The sequence below is a fragment of the Dyella choica genome (genome assembly GCF_003977665.1).
GTDB lineage: Bacteria > Pseudomonadota > Gammaproteobacteria > Xanthomonadales > Rhodanobacteraceae > Dyella_B > Dyella_B choica.
This window is the reverse complement of sequence record NZ_RYYV01000014.1, coordinates 12405-31604: the sequence shown is the minus strand read 5'-3', so window position 1 is coordinate 31604 and position 19200 is coordinate 12405. Positions and strand designations below refer to the sequence as shown.

Genomic DNA, 19200 nt, shown 5'->3' with positions numbered 1-19200 from the left:
CATAACGCAGCAGTACTTAGTAACGATGCTAGGGATTGCGCAGTGTATGTGGCGTTAAAAAACGTGCGTCATATCGCATATTTTCATTCAAGATTGTGATAGCGATAGTTCTCTTGAAGGTGATTGCCGTGTGAATGCTCGCATTCAATCTGCGTACTGTTGCGTAGGCGTGATTGAGCGACGAAGGGTTCGTCATCGGCCCGGTTTGGCATGAGCTATGTATGCGAGCATTCATGAATAAGGGCTGCTGTGATCAAAAGTATGAAAAATATGCTGATTGGCGTGTCGCCATTATGTCGTTATGCATCGACGTGGTTTTTTTGATTCATGTTTTGCATCGAATGGATGCATGCAGTTGAAAGGTTGAGATTGATAGCGCACGACATGGTCTTGCTCCGGCATAGAGCACGATGCCTGAGGATTTGAGGAAATGATTTCAGCGCAGAAATGATCGAGCCGCGGACGATACGCGGCGCATGAGAGCGGGTGAGCTCGACGTCTGCATTGGCGCGTAGGCTGGGATGATAATCCCAGCTTCTTTATGTGGCACACCGATGCTGGTATCGCCATCCCCGCCTACGATGCCGCGGATGCCAAGCCAACCCGCCAATGGCGAAGCGGTGAGCGGGCGCCCGTTTCGACAGAAACCCCCACTCTCTGGATGCAACGCTGTTTCGTCGGCGATCAGTGGTGGCGCTTGTTGATGTCGCTGCGCCCGTGGCCTGACTTGGTGGGTGGCGTCTTCTCGGTGTCGCCAGGCGACGCGTCGTTGGCAGGCAGGGCGTGTGCATGCTGCGGCTCGGCCCGTTCCCTGGCGCCCGGCCAGGCCGGCGTTTGTTGAGCATGCTTGTGCTTGGCTTTGGCGAGGTCCTGCAGGGTTTCGGCAGGCGTGGTGGGGTCGCGATGTGGCTTTTTGCTGGTCATGATGATGGTTTTTCCGCTGCAAACAGGGCAGGGAGTTTGTGTCGTTGCAGACTCACCCACACGGCGTTGCGCACGCGTCAAGTTTTCCTGGCGGTCGCCATGCCGGAATATCGACAAGCCACTAACACATCGGCAAGCACGCTAGCCCTGTTGAACATTGCGGCGCATTGCCATGATCGACTTCGACCAGGCTCGGCAGCTGATGGTGGAGCGTCAGATCGCGGGCCGTGGTTTGCATGATCCGGCCGTACTCGCGGCGATGAAACGCGTGCCGCGTGAGGCGTTCGTGCCGAAGCAGTTACGTGACGCCGCCTATGAGGATGGCCCGCTGCCGATCGGCCAAGGCCAGACGATTTCCCAGCCCTATATTGTCGCGCTGATGGCCGAGGCGGCCTGCCTCGGCAAACACGATCGCGTGTTGGAAGTCGGCACCGGTTCCGGTTATGCGGCGGCCGTATTGGGTGAAATAGCTGCACACGTGGATAGCATCGAACGCCATCGCCTGTTGGCCGAACGTGCACGTGAAGTGCTGCAGCAACTCGGCTACCGCAACATATGCGTGCATGTAGGCGACGGCACGCTCGGTTGGCCACGGGGCGCACCCTACGAAGTGATTATTGCTTCCGCGAGCGGCCCGGATGTGCCTCCCGCATGGCGCGAGCAACTCGCCATCGGTGGTCGCCTGGTGATGCCGGTGGGTCGGTCCCGCTTTCGGCAATACTTAGTTTGCGTGGAGCGGATAGGGGAGGAAGACTATGCAGAACGGAAACTGGCCGCGGTGCAATTCGTGCCGCTGATCGGAGCACAAGGCTGGAACGATTCGCGTGACCAGGATGGGTTGTGATGGGACGCTGGGCGGTGGATGGGGATGCCCATCAAACCCCCAAAATGAAACAGGCCGCCTTATCGGCGGCCCGGTCGGGCATCGGTCATCCATGTTGAGGAGGGGCCCCTCCTCGGCGCCTGACTTCCCGGCGGGGCTATTTATCGCATATCGGCAAGCGGCTGTCAGGTATCTCGCGCCACAGCCGATGATTTCACGACTAATTCACGTCGTAAATCACGTGCATTGCATAAGGCACTTGTCCATACAGCGCCAGCTGGACGGGCGCCGAGTTCTCATCTATAAGGCAAGCCTGCCGGGGACATCCTTTTTTTCTTGCGCCAGACGGTGCAGATCCGGCCTGTCTGTATTCGCTCTGACAAGGATTTCCATGCGTCCCGCCAAGGCCAGGTCTGTTCCGTTCCCCTATCTCGTTGCGCTTGCCATCTTTCTGGTCAATCTGATCATTGACGCCGTCATCCTGCATAGCGTCATCCGCTTGCTGCCCGGGGACTTGGCGGACGATCCAGCGGCGTTGAGCACGCTGCAGATGGTAATCGCCGGCCTATGTGTGGGCATGGTGTTCTCCGTAGCGGTCGGGCTGGCGGGTGCGCAATGGCTGGGGGAGCGGCGCGGGGCTGGTTTGCCCTGGTATGTGGCGGCAAGCGTGGCCGTCATTCATGCGCTGCTAGCCGCCGCATTCAACTATGGCTGGCAATCCCTATTGCATGGCCTGATGACGGGAGCGAGTTGGGCGCAGGTGCAGTGGCTGGTGTTTGTAGGAGGGGTGCTCGGCCGGGTGGTCACGGTCGTAACGATCATGTTGCCGTTATGGGTGGCATTTCGGGTTTTTCGTGCACGCCCATGGTCCGAACGCGAGGTCGGCAGCCTGCGCTGGCGCAGCGTGTTGGTCTTCGTCCTGCTGGTTTGGGCCTGGCACTTGCTGCTGCTGCAGTGGCTGCTGCCCGCTACGATGGCCGCGAGCAAGGTTTATGGCATCGATCCGGGCTTTTCATCCTTGTGGATCAACGCCGGATCGCTCATCTTCGTCATGCCGGCTTTTATCGCTGCCCTTATGGCATGGCCCGAGAATATGCCGTCGGCGCGCGTCCCCAGAGCATTGTTTGCCAGCGTGCTGGCCACCGTGGCGACCATCGTGTCCATGCTGGCCATTGCCCTTGGCGGAGCCGGGGTTCTATCCATCCTGCGCTTGGAAATCGTCAGAACATGGGCAACCGGTGCTTCGTTGGTGATGACTGTGCTCTGGCTTGGGGCTGCTACATGGCTTTGCCTGCTCGTCGCTAAAATGCTGATGCGCCATCCGCCCAAGGCTGTGCTGGACGAACCGGGCTATCAGCTTGGCGAGAGCTCTGAGTAAAGGCGGGTCAACCCGGCCGGCCTGCGACGATCCGCTCCCATAGCTCTAGCGCCGACTGCCGTGGGTCGGGCGTTCCGCAGATCGCTGAAACCACCGCCACGCCATAGGCGCCTGATGCCAAGACGTCCTCGATGTGCTGTCTTTTCAGGCCGCCGATGGCGACGCTGGGAACGGGGCACGCGGCCACGATGCGGGCCAGTCCATCGAAACCGATCGGCTGTTCGTGATCCGGTTTGGTCGGCGTGGCGAATACGGGGCCGACGCCCACGTAATCGACCATCCTGGGATCGACCGCTCGCGCCGCGTGTTCCGAATTGACGGAGAGGCCGAGCAGCATGTCCGGCCCGATGCGCTCGCGGGCCAGGGCAGGGGACAGGTCGCGCTGGCCGATATGCACGGCATCGACCTCGGCGGCCACCGCGGCCTCGATGTCGTCGTTCATGACCACCAGTGCCGGCGAGCCGAGCAAAGCCTCTTTCACGCTGCGTGCGAGCGCGATGCGTTCGGCGGTCGAAGCCTGCTTGTGTCGCACCTGCACCATCGTCGCGCCGCCGGCCACCGCTTCGCGTGCGGTCTCCACCATCGAATGCTGCCGGCAAAGATCGGGATCCAGCACCAGATAAAGCGAAAGGTCGAATGGCTTTTTCATGGTCACGCCGCAGTCAACCGTGCCTGTGCTTGCAGCGTATCGCCATTCAACGCCGCCAGCGCGTCGATAAAGCGCCACGCGAACGAGCCGGGGCCATTCGATTGCTGCGCTGCCTGTGTCCCCGCCACGGCGAAACATGCCAGGGCGCTGACGGTGGCCTCCAGTGGCGATTGCGGCGCAACGGCCACGAATGCGCCGACCAGACAGGTCAGGGCGCAGCCCATGGCGGTGACCCTCGGCATTAGCTCGGAGCCTCCGGCAATATGTAAGGCTTTCTGTCCGTCGGTGACGAAATCGACAACGCCCGTGACGGCAACCACCGCCCCTGTCCGTTGCGCCAGCATGAGCGCGGATGCTTTCGCACGCTCAACGCTGTCTGCGCTATCCACGCCGCGGCCCGAACTGGCATCACCCGCCAGTGCCATGATTTCCGACGCATTGCCGCGTATCACCGCGGGTTTGAGCGCAAGCAGCTCTTCGACCGCGTTGCGGCGGAACGCCGTGGCGAAATGCGCCACCGGGTCCAGCACCCAGGGCTTGCCGCTTGCGTGAGCCGCCTTGGCTGCGGCATGCATGCCTTCCAGCCAGTGCGCTGAAAGCGTGCCGATATTGATGGTCGTGGCGCTGGCCAGCTTGGCAAATTCGGCCGCTTCTTCGGGTGCGTGAACCATTGCCGGCGATGCGCCGGCAGCGAGTAGCACATTGGCGGCGTAGTTCATCGCAACGTAGTTGGTGATGCATTGGATAAGAGGAGATTGGCGGCGCACGCGAGCGAGACAATCGCCGTAAGAACGAATTGCTGAAGAATTCATGATGTAGCTTTCGGTCTTGACCAAGCGCGCATGATGTTACTCGATTGGCGTGCCACCTGATCCGGGCCATGGGTTGCACGGGCCATCATGCCTTTGGACAAGTGGTTGATTTTATATCCATTGTACGGTATTGTTCCGTACAAGGAGTATCGTTTATGACCGCTGCTGCCGCCCGTCTCGATCTGCGTTTGACCCCTGCGGACAAAGCGCGTATCGCCCGCGCTGCCGATCTGCGCGGCGTGCCGTTGTCGGTCTTCGTGCGCGATGCGATACTGCGTGAAGCTGAAAGCGTCATGGCGGCCGAATTGACTGTCAGCTTGTCACCCCAGGAGTCCCGACGCTTTCTCAAGGCACTGGATGCGCCCTTCCAACCTAATCCCAAGTTGAAGAAGGCACTCGCCCGCGTCTCGCAGGCTTGAATCGTGCTCATTGTCGAGTTGTTGCAACCCAGGCGGCACGATCGCGACGGTTTCGTTTGCGGTGAACCCAGTCTGGATGTCTATCTGCGTCAGCAGGCAGTACAGCACCACCGGGCTGGCATCAGCACCACGCATGTTCTGGTGGACAACGATGATTCAACCCGTATCGTAGGTTATTACACGCTGTCTGCTGCCCAGTTGCTGTTGACCGACTTGCAGGACGCTGATCGCAAGCGTCTGCCCAGGTATCCAGTGCCAGCTATTCGAATGAGGCGATTGGCAGTCTCAGTGAGTGCGCAGGGGAAGGGGCATGGCGAATATTTGTTGGGGCATGCAGTGGCTAGATGCTTGGGTTTGCGCGAACAGCTGGGAGTTCGTGTGCTGCTCGTGGATGCCTTACACGAGAAAGCCGCCCGTTTTTATCGAGCCTACGGTTTTCGTGAAGCGATGGAAGATTCGCACGCACTGTATTTACCCTTAGGGACTACGTGAATATTTCCTGGCGACTGCCGTATTATTACCGGGCATGGCCAACCCTAAGAAACTGCAGAAACTCCCACGCTCTTTCTACAGCCGCGACTCTCTGATCGTTGCCCCGGAGCTGTTGAACAAAGTGCTGCGTTGCCACGATGGCCGTGCCGGGCGCATTGTGGAGGTGGAGGCGTATCGCAGCGACGATCCTGCCGCGCATTCCTATCGGGGTAGGACGCCGCGCACCGAAGTGATGTTCGGCGCACCGGGTCATATGTATGTGTACTTCACCTACGGCATGCACTGGTGCGCCAACGCAGTGTGCGGGCCGCAAGGTGTGGGCAATGCGGTCCTGATCCGTGCGCTGCAGCCGATTGCCGGTCTTGACCTGATGCATGCGGCGCGCCCGTTGGCGAAGAATGATCGGCAGCTGTGCAATGGGCCGGCCTGTCTTACTCAGGCGATGAGTATTACCAAGCTGCAGAACGGCGTCGATCTGGTGAGTGGCGATAGGTACGCGCTGGTGGATGATGATGTGCCGCCGCCGGAGCGGCCTGTGCAGACTACGCGTATCGGGATCAGCAAGGCGATGGATTATCCGTGGCGATGGTATGTAGGCGAAAGCTTGTACGTGTCGAAGAAGTAGGCAAGGATTTGCCGCTACTGCCCTGGCTTGAGCGTACAGGCTGGGATGGCAATCCCAGCATCATGCAGACGCAAAAGCCGTTGGCGTTTTCATCGCTGGACCCAGGCGAGAGATTTCAGGCATGCCATGTGCATGTCTGCACATGGACTTTTGTAACTCCCGGAGCGTACCCTCCCGTATATGTCATACAAACGGACATCGGCAGCCGGTGCAGTAACCGCAGCCGATGCCGGCGCCGGCAAGGCGCCTGGAGCAGGGGAAAGGCATGGTTGAAAGTACGAAGGGCAACGTGCTTGTCGTAGACGACGATGTACGCTTGCGGGATGAAATTCTGGTACCGGGCTTGAAGGCTTTCGGTTTCCACGCGGTCGGCGTAGGTACTGCGGCGGAGCTTTATCGCTCGATCGTGGTTGAGCGCTATCGTTTGCTGGTGCTGGATATTGCACTGCCCGACGAGGATGGGTTCAAGATTGTCAGCCAGCTGCGCGCACTGTCGGACATTGGCATCGTGGTGCTGTCCGGACTGGATTCCACCGCGCACCGCGTGCGGGGCTTGATCGAGGGCGCTGATGTCTACCTGACCAAGCCGGTTGACGTGGAAGTACTGGCTGCGTCACTGCACAGCCTGAGACGGCGCGTAGGAAATGCGGCGTCCTATGAAGTGGCAAACACCGATTGGCGCCTGGAAGCGGGCGGTTGGCGGCTGCTCGCGCCGAATGGCACGATCATCGCCTTGTCGATGCCCGAACGCCTGCTGCTCAACCGACTGGCGGTTTCTTCGCCGGAGCCCACCACGCGCACTGCCTTGATCGATGAATTTGCCGCGGCCATTCCAGGTTTCGATCCGACGCGGCTGGAAATGCTGATCCATCGATTGCGGCAAAAGGTCAGCAAGAAAGCGGGCGAGGAATTGCCGTTGATTGCCGTGCGTGGTGTGGGTTACACCTTGACCTTGAGTTGAGCGGGCCAACGCCTCAGGCGCACGTGCGCTTGCAAGAAAATGCAAGAAAAGGCAAGTTATTGAGATTGTGGGAAGTGCGCCGAGAACTTACATTTCGCATGCTGCGAGATGGCGCATAAGCCAGAGCTGGCCGACGTAATAATCATTGCAAAAAATCGTCCGCGGATTTGGGTACACCGTCTCGTTTCAGCAGCAAGTCTTCCATCAAAGCCTAGGGAACAGGGGGAGACCTCAGCTGCATGCCGTGATTCTTTGGATGAATCGCGAGCGTTCAGTGGGGTCTGGGCGAGCCAAACAAGGGTCGCCTGTCGATACACCATGCGTTTTCTCAACTGGCATTGAGTCAGCGTTCGTCTGTGGCCGATTTTCGGTCACGCCGAAAGCCTGATTCAAGCCGGAACGGAGCATTGCGCGTGTCATTGGGAAGAGAGTGCGCGGGCAAGCAACCGACCCGCGTCACGTGTGAACAAGGCTGCCAATCCCTAAACTTGATCAGGTGTAGTGCCATGAGTCCTAGCCGTCGTCTGTGCCGGAATCGCTTCGGTGCGCAGGATGCTGTCGCGCCCGATGCCAGTGCTGTCATCGCTCCGTACTCCGCTTCACGCATGCATGCGATAGGCCGCAAATTTGCGGCGTTGTCATTGCTCGCCACCGCATTGGGCATGACCGCTCTGGCGCACGCCAGCGGCGGCCCGGCCGGCGGCCAGATCGTCGGCGGTTCGGGCCAGATCCAACAGGTGGGCAATACCACCACGATCAGGCAGGACAGCCAGACGCTGTCGCTCAACTGGCAGAGCTTCAATATCGCACCCGACCAGACGGTGAACTTCCTGCAGCCGGGCAGCAGCGCGATTGCCATCAATCGCATCTTCAGCAGCACGCCCAGCGAAATCTTTGGCCACCTCAACGCCAACGGCCAGGTATGGCTGATCAATCCGAACGGGGTGTTGTTCGGGCAGGGCGCCCAGGTGAACGTCGGAGGCCTGGTGGCTTCCGCGCTGGATTTCGACGACAGCACGCTCGATGCCAGCGATCGCCGCTTCGGCGGATCGGGCAAGGGCAGCGTCATCAACCGCGGTAGCCTCAGTGCCGCCAAGGGCGGCTACATCGCCTTGCTCGGCAACCACGTTTCCAACCAGGGCGTGATCACTGCGCAGCTCGGCACCGTGGCGATGGGCGGCGGCAGCGCTGTGACGCTCACTTTCAGCGGCAACCAGGTCGTGCACCTTGAAGTGGATCGCAGCACGCTCGACAACCTGGCCGAAAACCGCCAGCTGATCGTTGCCGACGGCGGCCGCGTGATCATGACGGCAGGAGCCAAAGACAGCCTGCTCGCCAGCGTGGTGAACAACACCGGCGTCGTGCAGGCGCAGACGGTGCAGAGCCATAACGGCATCATCACCTTGCTGGGTGGCATGACGGCAGGGCAGGTGAATGTCGGCGGTACGCTCGACGCAAGCGCGCCGAACGGCGGTAGCGGTGGTTCCATCGAAACGTCCGCGGCCACCTTCAACCTGGCCGGCAACGCACGCATCACGGCGGCCGCAGCACGTGGACAGGCGGGCACCTGGCTGGTCGATCCGACCGACCTGACCATCGACAGCGCGGCTGCGACGACGATTTCCAGCACGCTCAACGCCGGCACCAACGTCACCGAGACAACCACAGCAACATCTGCCTCCGGCAGCGGCGTGCAGTCGCCCGGCGCGGGCAATATCAACGTCAATGCCGCGGTCAACTGGAGCAATGCGAATGCGACGCTGACTCTGCAGGCGTATCACGGCATCAATGTGAACGCTGCGGTCAATGGCGCGGGCAAGGTGGTGATGGACGCCAGCGGCGCCAATCTCACCCTTGCAAACGGTGCGTCGATTACCGGAGGTGCGGGCGTCACGCTCGCGACGGGCGCCAACTTCGTCAACAATGCCGGCAGCGCCGCAGTGAGGACAGGTACTTCCGCGCCGTGGTTGATCTATTCCAGCAACCCCACACTGGATACCGCAGGCGGCCTCACGCCAGGTTTCATCCAGTACAACGCGCCCTATCAGACCGCAGCGGCAGCTTCGGGCAATGGCTTCCTTTACAGCGTGGCGCCCACGCTGACGGTGTCAGGCCTTACAGGCAGTGTCTCTAAAACCTATGACGGCACCAACAGCGCGCCGCTCGCTGCCTCTAACCTCACCACCAGCGGCCTGCTTGGTGGGGACAAGATCGTTTCCGCAACCGGCACCTACGCTTCGGCGAACGCCGGCTCGAACCTCGCGGTGACCACGCCGGCGGCGATATCCGGATTCAACATCACCAACGCCGCCGGTATCCCGGTCTACGGCTACGGCCTGACCGGCTCGGCCACGGCGAATATCGGCAGCATCCTGCAGGCGCAGTTGACGGCCTCGATCATCGGCAACCCCACCAAGGTTTACGATGGCACCACCACCGCTACGCTGAATTCGTCCAATTACCTGCTCAGTGGTTTCGCGGCGGGGCAGGGCGCTACAGTGAACCAGCCCAGCTCAGTCGCCTATGCGGGTGCAGATGCCGGTTCGCAGGCGATCAACGCGACTTTCTCCATCACCAACTTCGTCGCCAGCCCGGGCACCCTTCTTTCCAACTACATTTTGCCGACGTTTGCTACCGGCACCGGCACGATCACCCAGGCGCCGGTGCTGCTCAGTGGCTTGCTGGCCAATAACAAGGTGTACGACGGTAGTGCTGCTGCCACCTTGAACCTCAGCAATGTAGGCATCTACGGCGTCATCTCGCAGGATTCGAGCAACGTCACACTGAATACCTCCAGCGGCACCGGCGCATTCGCCAGTGCCAATGCCGGCAACAATGTGGCGGTGAGCGTTAGTGGATTTACGCTGACCGGCAGCAAGGCCAACGATTATCAATTGGTCACACCGGGCAACCTCACTGCGAACATCACGCCAAAAGCCCTGACGCTCAGCGGCGTAACCGCGAACAATAAGGTGTACGACGGCACGACCGCCGATACCTTGAATTTCAGTAGTGCGACGATCAACGGTATCGTAGGCAGCGACAATGTTTCGGTGGTTAGCGGTACGGCCACGGGTACCTTCAGCCAGTCGGATGTGGGCAACAATCTCGCCGTGGCGGCGAACGGCTTGAGCCTCATGGGTACGGCGGCAGGCAATTACACGATCGTGCAGCCGACCGGGCTGGCCGCAAATATCACGCCGCGACCGTTGAGCATTTCGTTCAACGGCAGCCCCACGAAAATCTATGACGGCACCAACGGCGCCACGCTGACGCAGAGCAATTTCAGCATCACCGGCTTTGCCGGCACCGAAGGCGCGGTGGTATCGCAAAGTCCTGCGGTGTATGCGTCGAGCAACGCAGGCACGAACATCGGCGTGCACGCTACGCTACAGCCGTCCGATTTCACGCCCAATGCCGGCTCCAAGCTTTCCAACTACAGCTTCAACAGCACGGTGACCGGCACGGGGACGATCAATCCGGCCCAGCTCACCGTGTCGATCGTCAACGATCCCACCAAGGTCTTTGACGGCAACACCAATGCGACGCTGGGCGCCGGTAACTACACCCTGTCCGGGTTGATCGGGAGCGACAGCATCTCGCTGGTCAATTCTCCAACCACCGGCACCTACGCTTCGGCCAACGCGGGCATTGAAGGCGTGACCGCCGCGCTCAGCGGCGGCAATTACAGCGCAGGCGGCAGTACCTTGCTGTCGAACTATGTATTGCCGACGCTAGCCAGCGGCTTCGGCACCATTACGCCGGCCCCCTTGAGCGGCAGTCTCGTCGCCACCCTCAACAAGACCATTACCAAGGTCTACGACGGCACCAATACGTATTTGCTCAATGCCACCAGCGGTGGTGGCACGACCTATACGCAGGACTTCGTGCTGAGCGGATTCAAGAACGGTGACAGCGCCTTCGTCAATGCCAACATCACCGGCTATTTCGCGAGCAAGAACGTCGCCAACAGCCAGCCGTTCCAGGTCACGCTGAACAGCTCGAACTTCACCTTCACCAGCGGCAGCGCCAGCAACTACACCTTCCCCACGTATATTTTCACCACCGGGAGCATTACGCCGGCACCGTTGACGGTGAGCCTGGTCGGCAACCTCAACAAGGTCTACGACGGCAGTGCGGCCGCCCAGCTGAGCTCGGCCAACTTCCAGGTCAACGGCTTCGTCAGCGGGGAAGGCGCTACCGTTACGCCGACAGAATCGTACAACTACGCCACGGCAAACGCCGGCAGCAATATAGCGATCAACGGCACGCTTACCGCCAACAACTACACCGCCAACAGTGGCACGCTGCTGTCCAATTACACGTTGGCTACCGCGGCATCGGGTGTAGGCAATATCGCTCAGGCGCCGCTTTACGTAACGGGCGTGTACGCCACCAACAAAGTCTACGACACCAACGCCAGCGACACGCTCAACGTGTCTGCGGCGGGACTGGCCGGTCTAGTTGCTTCGGACGTAGGCAATGTCGCGCTCGCCACTTCCACTTCGGGTACGTTCTCGCAATCGAACGTGGGCAACGGCATCGGGGTTACTGCCAGCGGCTTTTCCATCTCCGGCAGCGCCGCGGCCAACTATTTGCTGCAGCCGATCAGCGGCCTGACCGCGAGCATCACGCCCAAGGCGCTCACCATCAACGGCGTCGCCGCCACCAACAAGGTTTACGACGGCACCACCAGCGACACGCTCAACACCGGTAGCGCCGCGCTGGTTGGCGTATATGGCGGCGACACTGTAACCCTCGTCTCGTCCGGAGCGGGCGGCACGTTCAGCACGGCTAACGTCGGCAACAACCTCGCCGTCAGCATAGGCGGCTTCACGCTCAGCGGTGCGCAGGCCGGCAACTACACAGTGACGCAACCCGGCGGCTTCACTGCCAACATCACGCCCCGTCCGCTCACCGCGACGATCACCGGCAGCCCGACCAAGGTGTATGACGGCACCAATTCGGCCACGCTTACGGCGTCCGACTACACCTTGAGCGGCTTCGTGAGCGGGCAGGGTGCATCGATCCCGCAGTCGGCCACCGCCAACTACGCCACGCCCAATGCAGGCACCGGTCTGGGCGTGCAGTCCACGCTGGTGGTTTCGGATTTCGTGGCCAACAGCGGCACACTGCTCTCCAACTACATCCTGCCTTCGAGCGCGACTGGTAACAACGGTGTCATCACGCCGTACGTGCTGAACCTCACCGGCACCCGTGTCTACGATGCCACTACCAGCGGCGGCGCCACGTTGTTCGGAAGCAGCGGCGTACTGACCGGCCTCAACGGCGACCAGCTCACGCTGAGCGGCTCGGGCGTCGTGTCCAGCAAGAACGTGGGCACCTACACGGGGACGTCGCAATTCAATCTCAACAGCTTGGCGCTGACCGGCACGGGTACGGCCCTGGCCAGCAATTACACCCTGGTCGGCGGCACCGATACGCTGCTCATCACCCCGGCCACCCTCACCGTGACCGGCACGGTGGCGGCGAACAAGGTGTACGACAACAGCACGGCGGCAACCATCAGCGGTTCCACCCTGAACGGGGTGTTTTCCGGTGATAGCGTGACGCTGGGTAACGACACCACCGGCACCTTCGCCACCAAAAATGTAGGCAACGGCATCGCAGTCGGCACCAGCATGACCGTCAGCGGTACGGACGCCGGCAACTACATCGTCCAGCAACCTGTAGGCATCACGGCCAACATCACGCCGCTGGCCATCACGGTTACCGCCACCGGCGCGAACCGCCAGTACGACGGCACCGTGAACGATGCGGTGACGCTGGCCGGCACATTGGCCGGCGACCAGGTCACGATCCACGATACATCCGCCACTTTCGCCGATGCCAACGTCGCCAATGGCAAGACGGTCACGGTGAGCGGCATCAGTCTGAGTGGTACCAGCGCCAGCAACTACACGCTCAACAACACCTCGACCACCACCACGGCCAACATCACGCCGCGCATTCTCAACCTCAGTGGCACACGCGTGTATGACGCCAACACCGATGCCAATGCCAGCCTGTTCGGCGGCAGCGGGGTGATTTCCACCGGGATCGGCTCGGAAACCGTCAATCTTGGTGGCGTGGGCGTGGTGTCGAGCAAGAACGTGGGCATCTACACCGGGGCGAATTTCGGTCTCGGCACGCTCAGTTTGAGCAATGGCTCCGGCCTGGCCAGCAACTACACACTAGCCGGCGGCACCGATCAGCTGACGATTACGAAAGCCGCGCTGAATGTCACCGGTACGGTCGCCGCCAACAAGATTTACGACGGCACTACCGCCGCTGCGTTGAGTGGTTCCGTATTGAATGGCGTACTCGGTAGCGACAACGTCACGCTGGGCAATGACACCGCCGGCACCTTCGCCACCAAGAACGTGGGCAACGGGATCGCGGTCAGCACCGGCATGACCGTCAGCGGTACGGATGCCGGCAACTACACCCTTACCCAGCCCGCCGGTATCACCGCCAACATCACCCCGCTGGCCATCACCGTGACGGCCACCGGCACCAACCGCGTCTACAACGGTTCGGTAAACGATGCGGTGACCCTGGCCGGCACCCTTGCCGGCGACCAGGTCACCATCAACGACACTTCGGCCACCTTTGCCGACCCGAATGTCGCCAACGGCAAGACGGTGACGGTGAGCGGCATCAGCCTGAGCGGTGCCAGCGCCAACAATTACACCCTCAGCAACACCACGGCTACCACCACGGCGAACGTCACGCCCGTCATCCTCAACCTCACCGGCACGCGCGTGTATGACACCACCAGCAATGCCAATGCCAGTCTGTTCGGCAGCGGCGGGGTGATTTCCACCGGTGTCGGCACCGAAACCGTCAACCTCGGCGGCGTGGGTGCGGTGTCGAGCAAAAACGTGGGTACCTACACCGGTGCGAACTTCGGTCTGGGTACATTCAGTTTGAGCAATGGCACGGGCCTGGCCAGCAATTACACGCTGGCCGGCGGCACCGACCACCTGACGATCACGAAAGCCGCTCTGAACGTCACCGGCACGATCGCCGCCAACAAGACTTACGACGGCACTACCGCTGCAGCGCTGAGCGGTTCCGTATTGAATGGTGTACTGGGCAGCGACAACGTCACTCTGGGCAACGACTCCACGGGCACGTTCGCCGGCAAGAACGTGGGCAACGGGGTCGCGGTCGGCACCAGCATGAGCATCGGCGGTACGGATGCGGGCAACTACACGCTCACCCAGCCCGCCGGCATCACCGCCAACATCACGCCGTATGTGCTCAATCTCACTGGCACGCGCGTGTACGACGCCAACACCGATGCCAATGCCAGCTTGTTTGGCGGTGGCGTGCTCAGTGGTATCAACGGCGACACGCTGACGCTGAGCGGTTCGGGCATCGTGTCCAGCAAGAACGTGGGCACCTATACGGGGGCGTCGCAGTTCAACCTCAATAACCTGTCGCTGACCGGTAACGGTTCGGCGCTGGCCAGCAATTACACGCTGGTCGGTGGTACGGATACGCTGGCGATCACCAAGGCCACGCTCACCGTGACGGGAACCGCGGCGGCCAACAAGACCTACGACGGCAACACCACCGCACAATTGAGCGGTTCGCAGCTGCAGGGTGTGCTGGGCAGCGACAATGTCACCCTAGGGAATGACGCCACCGGTACATTTGCCTCGCCGAATGCGGGCAACAACATCGCCGTCGGCACCGGCATGAGCATCAGCGGCACGGATGCGGGCAACTACACGCTTACCCAGCCCGCCGCCATCACAGCCAACATCACGCCGTACGTACTCAACCTCAGCGGCACACGCGTGTACGACGCCAATACCGATGCCAATGCCAGCTTGTTTGGCGGCGGCGTGCTCAGTGGCATCAACGGCGACACGCTGACGCTGAGCGGTTCGGGCATCGTGTCCAGTAAGAATGTGGGCACCTATACGGGGGCGTCGCAGTTCAACCTCAACAATCTGTCGCTGACCGGCAACGGTTCGGCGCTGGCGAGCAATTACACGCTGGCCGGTGGTACGGATACGCTGGCGATCACCAAGGCCACGCTCACGGTGACGGGCACCGCAGCGGCCACCAAGACCTATGACGGCAACACCACCGCGCAACTGAGCGGTTCGCAGCTGCAGGGCGTGCTGGGCAGCGACAATGTCACTTTGGGCAATGACAGCACCGGTACGTTTGCCTCACCGAATGCGGGCAACAACATTGCCGTCGGAACCGGTATGAGCATCAGCGGCACGGATGCCGGCAACTACACGCTTACCCAGCCCGCCGGCATCGCCGCCAATATCACGCCGTATGTGCTCAATCTCACTGGCACACGCGTGTACGACGCCAACACCGATGCCAATGCCAGCTTGTTTGGCGGCGGCGTGCTCAGTGGTATCAACGGCGACACGCTGACGCTGAGCGGTTCGGGCATCGTGTCCAGCAAGAATGTGGGCACCTATACGGGGGCGTCGCAGTTCAACCTCAATAACCTGTCGCTGACCGGCAACGGTTCGGCGCTGGCCAGCAATTACACGCTGGCCGGTGGTGCGGATACGCTGGCGATCACCAAGGCCACGCTCACTGTGACGGGCACCGCAGCGGCCAACAAGACCTACGACGGCAACACCACCGCGCTACTGAGCGGTTCGCAGCTGCAGGGTGTACTGGGTAGTGACAATGTGTCCTTGGGTAATGACGCCACCGGTACATTTGCCTCGCCGAATGCAGGCAACAACATCGCTGTCGGCACCGGCATGAGCATCAGCGGCACGGATGCGGGCAACTACACGCTTACCCAGCCCGTCGGTATCAGCGCCAACATCGCGCCCTACGTGCTCAACCTCATCGGCACGCGCGTGTACGACGGCATGACGGATGCGAATGCCGGCTTGTTCGGCGGCAACGGTGTGCTTTCGACCGGCGTCGGCAGCGAGACCGTGAACCTCGGTGGCTCGGGCGTGCTTGCGAGCAAACACGCCGGCACGCAGTCCTTCGCCAGCCTCGGTAGCCTGGTGTTGAGCAATGGCAGCGGCCTGGCCAGCAATTACACGCTGGTAGGCGGGACCGACAGGGTCACTGTCACGCCGCTGGCCATCTCGGTCGGAGCCACAGGTCAGAACAAGACCTATGACGGCAACACCACCGCTGGCGTCACGTTGGGCAGCACCAGTGTGCTGGCCGGTGATAGCGTGACTTTCAGCGACAGTGCCGCCAACTTCAGTTCACCCAACGCGGGCAGCCATGTTGCGATCGCCGTCACCGGCATTACCGCAAGCGGTGCCGATGCGGGCGATTACAGCTTCAACTCCACCGCCAGCAGCAGTGCGGCCATCAATCCGTATGTGCTCAGCCTTTCCGGCACGCGTGTGTATGACGGCACTACCGGTGCGATTGCCAGCTTGTTCGGCAACAACGGCGTGCTTGCCGGCGTGAACGGCGAGACGGTGAATCTCAGCGGTTCGGGTGTGCTCACCAGCAAGAACGTGGGTTCGCAGCGTGGGTTCGCCAATACCGGTTCGCTGGTGCTGGGCAATGGCACGGGTCTGGCCGGCAACTACACCCTGGCCGGCGGCATCGACTGGGTGACCATCACGCCGGCTACGTTGACGGTGATCGGCACGACCACCACCAACCGCGTCTATGACGGTACTCGCGTCGATGCGCTGAGCGGTTCCAGCTTGAGCGGTGTGTTCGGTAACGACAACGTAGTGCTTGGTAACGACAGCACCGGCCTGTTCGGCGACAAGAACGTCGGCAACGGCAAGGCCATCGCCACCGCGATGACCCTTGGCGGCGGCGATGCCGGCAATTACATCCTGGTGCAGCCGGCCGGCCTGGTCGCAAATGTCACACCACTGCCGATCACGGTTACGGCCACCGGAACCAATCGCGTGTACAACGGCAAGGTCGGCGACGTGGTTTCGCTCAGCACCAACGGCGTGTTGTCAGGTGATCAGGTGAGCATTGCGGACAACTCGGCCAGCTTCGCCGATCCGTACGTGGGCAACGGCAAGACTGTCACTGTCAGCGGCATTGCGGCAAGCGGTGCGGATGCGGCGAATTATCTGATCACCGATCCGGTCACTACCGCCACGGCCAATATCACCAGCGCAGGTTTTGATGGCACCGGCGTGCAGGGCAGCTGGATCGCCCAGCTGCAAGGGGGCCTGCAGCCGGTTGCCATCGCCACGCCATACGGCTCCAGCGATGCCAATGCAACGGGCGTGTTCACCGGCAACCAGAAGCTGAAGCATCGCCCGTTGGAACGCAACCGTCAGCGTTCGGACTTCCGTACCGGCCTTTCGCTGCAATTCCAGAATGGCGGCGTGCGCTTGCCCTCGGATGCCTCGCCATGATGAAAAACCACTCCAAGCGGTCCCACTTCCCCGGTGAACTCATGAACAACCTGCCGCATTCGGTTACACCACGCCTTACCTTGTTAGGCCTTTCGCTTGCCGTTGCGCTGTTTGCGCCACCGGCACGCGCGCAGACGCACATCACGGCGCCGCAAACCAACAGCGGCCAGTTGCTGCAGCAGCTGCAACAGCCCTCCCAGCAGCCGCCCTCGTCGAATCTGGATCTCAATATCCAGAAACAGAAGCAGCAGCATGCGCAGGACAACACCAGGTTCCACGTGCGTTTGATCCAAATCACCGGCAACAACCTGATCAAGACCGATGCCCTGCAACCACTAGTCGCTGCCGGCGAAGGGCACGAACTGAGCCTCAATGATCTGGACGATCTTGCCGCGAAGATCAGTGATTACTACCACGATCATGGTTATCCGCTAGCCATGGCCTACGTGCCGGCGCAGACTCTGCAAGATGGTGTGGTGCGCCTGGCTGTGGTGGAGGCGCGCTACGGCAAGGTGGAGCTGCAAAACCAGAGCAAGGTCGGCAACTATCCGCTCAGCGCTACGTTGTCGCCGTTGCAGTCCGGTCAGCCCGTGCGCGAATACGGCCTGGAGCGCAGCCTGCTGCTGCTGTCGGACGTACCCGGCGCCATCGTCAATTCCGTGTTGCGCCCGGGCGAGACGGAAGGCAGTTCGGATCTGCTCGTCAGCGTGACCGACGCGCCGCGCTACACCGGCACGCTGGGTATGGACGACTACGGGAATGTCTATACCGACCGCGTGCGTTTTTCCGGCACGTTCGACGTCAACGGCTTGTTCCACCAGGGCGACGTGCTGGATTTCAGCGGCGTCAGCTCCGGCACCGGCATGAGCTATGGCCATGTCGGGTATCGCTATCTGCTGACCGGGCAGGGCACCACGGTCGGCATGGCCGTTTCGGGGCTCCGGTACAAGTTGGGCAATGGCCTTGCCGATCTGCACGCCCATGGCACGGCCACCACGCAGAGCGTGAATCTCTCGCAGCCGATCATCCGCAACACCGCCGGCAACCTGTACGCGCAGCTTGAATTCGATCACAAGCGCCTGTACGACGACATCGACGTCGCCGGCATCGAAACGCATCGGCACGCCAACAGCTGGGTGCTGACCGTGGCAGGCGACCAGCGCGATCGCACCGGTATCACCAACTTCAACGTCAGCGCCACGCGCGGCCGTCTGTACCTGGACAACTTCCAGACCTTGTTTGCCGACTATTTCGGTGCACGCACCGCGGGAAGCTATGTGAAATGGAATTACTCCGTATCGCGCCTGCAGCAGTTGAACACCACCAACGCGCTGTATTTCGGTTACTCCGGCCAGCATGCGAACAAGAACCTGGATACCTCCGAACAGTTCTACCTTGGCGGTCCCAGCAGCGTACGCGGCTATGACGTGGGGGTGCTATCCGGCGCGCAAGGCAATCTGGCGACGGTCGAATACCGCCACGATTTCACCCTCGGCGCATTGCCAGGTCCGTGGCAGGCCTCCGCCTTCGTCGATAGCGGACGCGTGCAGGTCTACAAGCAGCCCTTCATTCCCGGCACCAACAGCGGGCGCTTGAGCAGTGCCGGCGTCGGCCTGCATTGGACCGCCCCGCACGATTGGGTGATCGGCACCAGCGTAGCCAAGGCGATCGGCAACCGGCCGGCACTGGCTGGCCCGCATGTGGGTACGGCGACGCGATTCTGGCTGCAGGTGCAGAAAGGGTTCTATTGATACCGCAGGGTGAG

The 19200-nt window shown here is 61.4% G+C and carries 11 protein-coding genes; 8 read left to right on the top strand and 3 right to left on the bottom strand.

The window, feature by feature from the left end; translation table 11 throughout:
- Positions 1–684: 684 nt before the first annotated feature.
- Entirely contained in the window at positions 685–924 is a 240-nt protein-coding gene (locus EKH80_RS16815; protein WP_126685947.1) for a hypothetical protein, read from the bottom strand.
- A gap of 172 nt (positions 925–1096) precedes the next feature.
- Here EKH80_RS16815 and EKH80_RS16810 point away from each other — a divergent pair, with 172 nt between their 5' ends.
- Positions 1097–1768 carry a protein-L-isoaspartate(D-aspartate) O-methyltransferase gene (locus EKH80_RS16810; protein WP_126685946.1) on the top strand — a complete coding sequence of 224 codons (672 nt, stop codon included), beginning with the start codon at positions 1097–1099 and terminating at the stop codon, positions 1766–1768.
- 370 nt (positions 1769–2138) lie between these two features.
- Positions 2139–3125 carry a hypothetical protein gene (locus tag EKH80_RS16805; protein WP_126685945.1) on the top strand — a complete coding sequence of 329 codons (987 nt, stop codon included), beginning with the start codon at positions 2139–2141 and terminating at the stop codon, positions 3123–3125.
- Positions 3126–3132: 7 nt separating this feature from the next.
- Here EKH80_RS16805 and thiE read toward each other — a convergent pair whose 3' ends face one another.
- The gene (gene thiE / locus EKH80_RS16800) at positions 3133–3774 is read right to left on the bottom strand and encodes a thiamine phosphate synthase (RefSeq protein WP_126685944.1); all 642 of its coding nucleotides are present in this window, start codon (positions 3772–3774) and stop codon (positions 3133–3135) included.
- 2 nt (positions 3775–3776) lie between these two features.
- Positions 3777–4586 (bottom strand): hydroxyethylthiazole kinase, encoded by an 810-nt coding sequence (gene thiM, locus EKH80_RS16795; RefSeq protein ID WP_126685943.1) that lies wholly within the window; start codon positions 4584–4586, stop codon positions 3777–3779.
- Positions 4587–4741: 155 nt separating this feature from the next.
- Here thiM and EKH80_RS16790 point away from each other — a divergent pair, with 155 nt between their 5' ends.
- From EKH80_RS16790 to EKH80_RS16765, 6 genes are all read left to right on the top strand, one after another.
- Complete coding sequence (locus EKH80_RS16790) at positions 4742–5005, top strand: type II toxin-antitoxin system TacA family antitoxin (RefSeq protein ID WP_126685942.1); 264 nt, start codon at positions 4742–4744, stop codon at positions 5003–5005.
- Positions 5006–5008: 3 nt separating this feature from the next.
- Positions 5009–5497: a GNAT family N-acetyltransferase gene (locus EKH80_RS16785; RefSeq protein WP_126685941.1), complete on the top strand. Its 489-nt coding sequence runs from the start codon at positions 5009–5011 to the stop codon at positions 5495–5497.
- Between the two features lie 34 nt (positions 5498–5531).
- A complete protein-coding gene (locus tag EKH80_RS16780; RefSeq protein ID WP_126685940.1) occupies positions 5532–6122 on the top strand; it encodes a DNA-3-methyladenine glycosylase in 591 nt (196 codons plus the stop codon).
- A gap of 265 nt (positions 6123–6387) precedes the next feature.
- Complete coding sequence (locus EKH80_RS16775; RefSeq protein ID WP_158628863.1) at positions 6388–7083, top strand: response regulator transcription factor; 696 nt, start codon at positions 6388–6390, stop codon at positions 7081–7083.
- Between the two features lie 506 nt (positions 7084–7589).
- Positions 7590–17435 carry a YDG domain-containing protein gene (locus tag EKH80_RS16770; protein WP_126685938.1) on the top strand — a complete coding sequence of 3282 codons (9846 nt, stop codon included), beginning with the start codon at positions 7590–7592 and terminating at the stop codon, positions 17433–17435.
- Positions 17436–17476: 41 nt separating this feature from the next.
- On the top strand, positions 17477–19186 hold the full coding sequence (locus EKH80_RS16765; RefSeq protein WP_126685937.1) for a ShlB/FhaC/HecB family hemolysin secretion/activation protein: 1710 nt from the start codon (positions 17477–17479) through the stop codon (positions 19184–19186).
- Positions 19187–19200 lie beyond the last annotated feature (14 nt).

Excerpts from the sequence above, each read along its gene's own strand:
- EKH80_RS16765 (WP_126685937.1), top strand. The coding sequence starts at position 17,477 with ATGAACAACCTGCCGCATTCGGTTACACCACGCCTTACCTTGTTAGGC.
- EKH80_RS16790 (WP_126685942.1), top strand. The coding sequence starts at position 4,742 with ATGACCGCTGCTGCCGCCCGTCTCGATCTGCGTTTGACCCCTGCGGAC.
- EKH80_RS16810 (WP_126685946.1), top strand. The coding sequence starts at position 1,097 with ATGATCGACTTCGACCAGGCTCGGCAGCTGATGGTGGAGCGTCAGATC.
- thiE (WP_126685944.1), bottom strand. The coding sequence starts at position 3,774 with ATGAAAAAGCCATTCGACCTTTCGCTTTATCTGGTGCTGGATCCCGAT.
- thiM (WP_126685943.1), bottom strand. The coding sequence starts at position 4,586 with ATGAATTCTTCAGCAATTCGTTCTTACGGCGATTGTCTCGCTCGCGTG.
- EKH80_RS16775 (WP_158628863.1), top strand. The coding sequence starts at position 6,388 with ATGGTTGAAAGTACGAAGGGCAACGTGCTTGTCGTAGACGACGATGTA.
- EKH80_RS16815 (WP_126685947.1), bottom strand. The coding sequence starts at position 924 with ATGACCAGCAAAAAGCCACATCGCGACCCCACCACGCCTGCCGAAACC.
- EKH80_RS16780 (WP_126685940.1), top strand. The coding sequence starts at position 5,532 with ATGGCCAACCCTAAGAAACTGCAGAAACTCCCACGCTCTTTCTACAGC.
- EKH80_RS16770 (WP_126685938.1), top strand. The coding sequence starts at position 7,590 with ATGAGTCCTAGCCGTCGTCTGTGCCGGAATCGCTTCGGTGCGCAGGAT.
- EKH80_RS16805 (WP_126685945.1), top strand. The coding sequence starts at position 2,139 with ATGCGTCCCGCCAAGGCCAGGTCTGTTCCGTTCCCCTATCTCGTTGCG.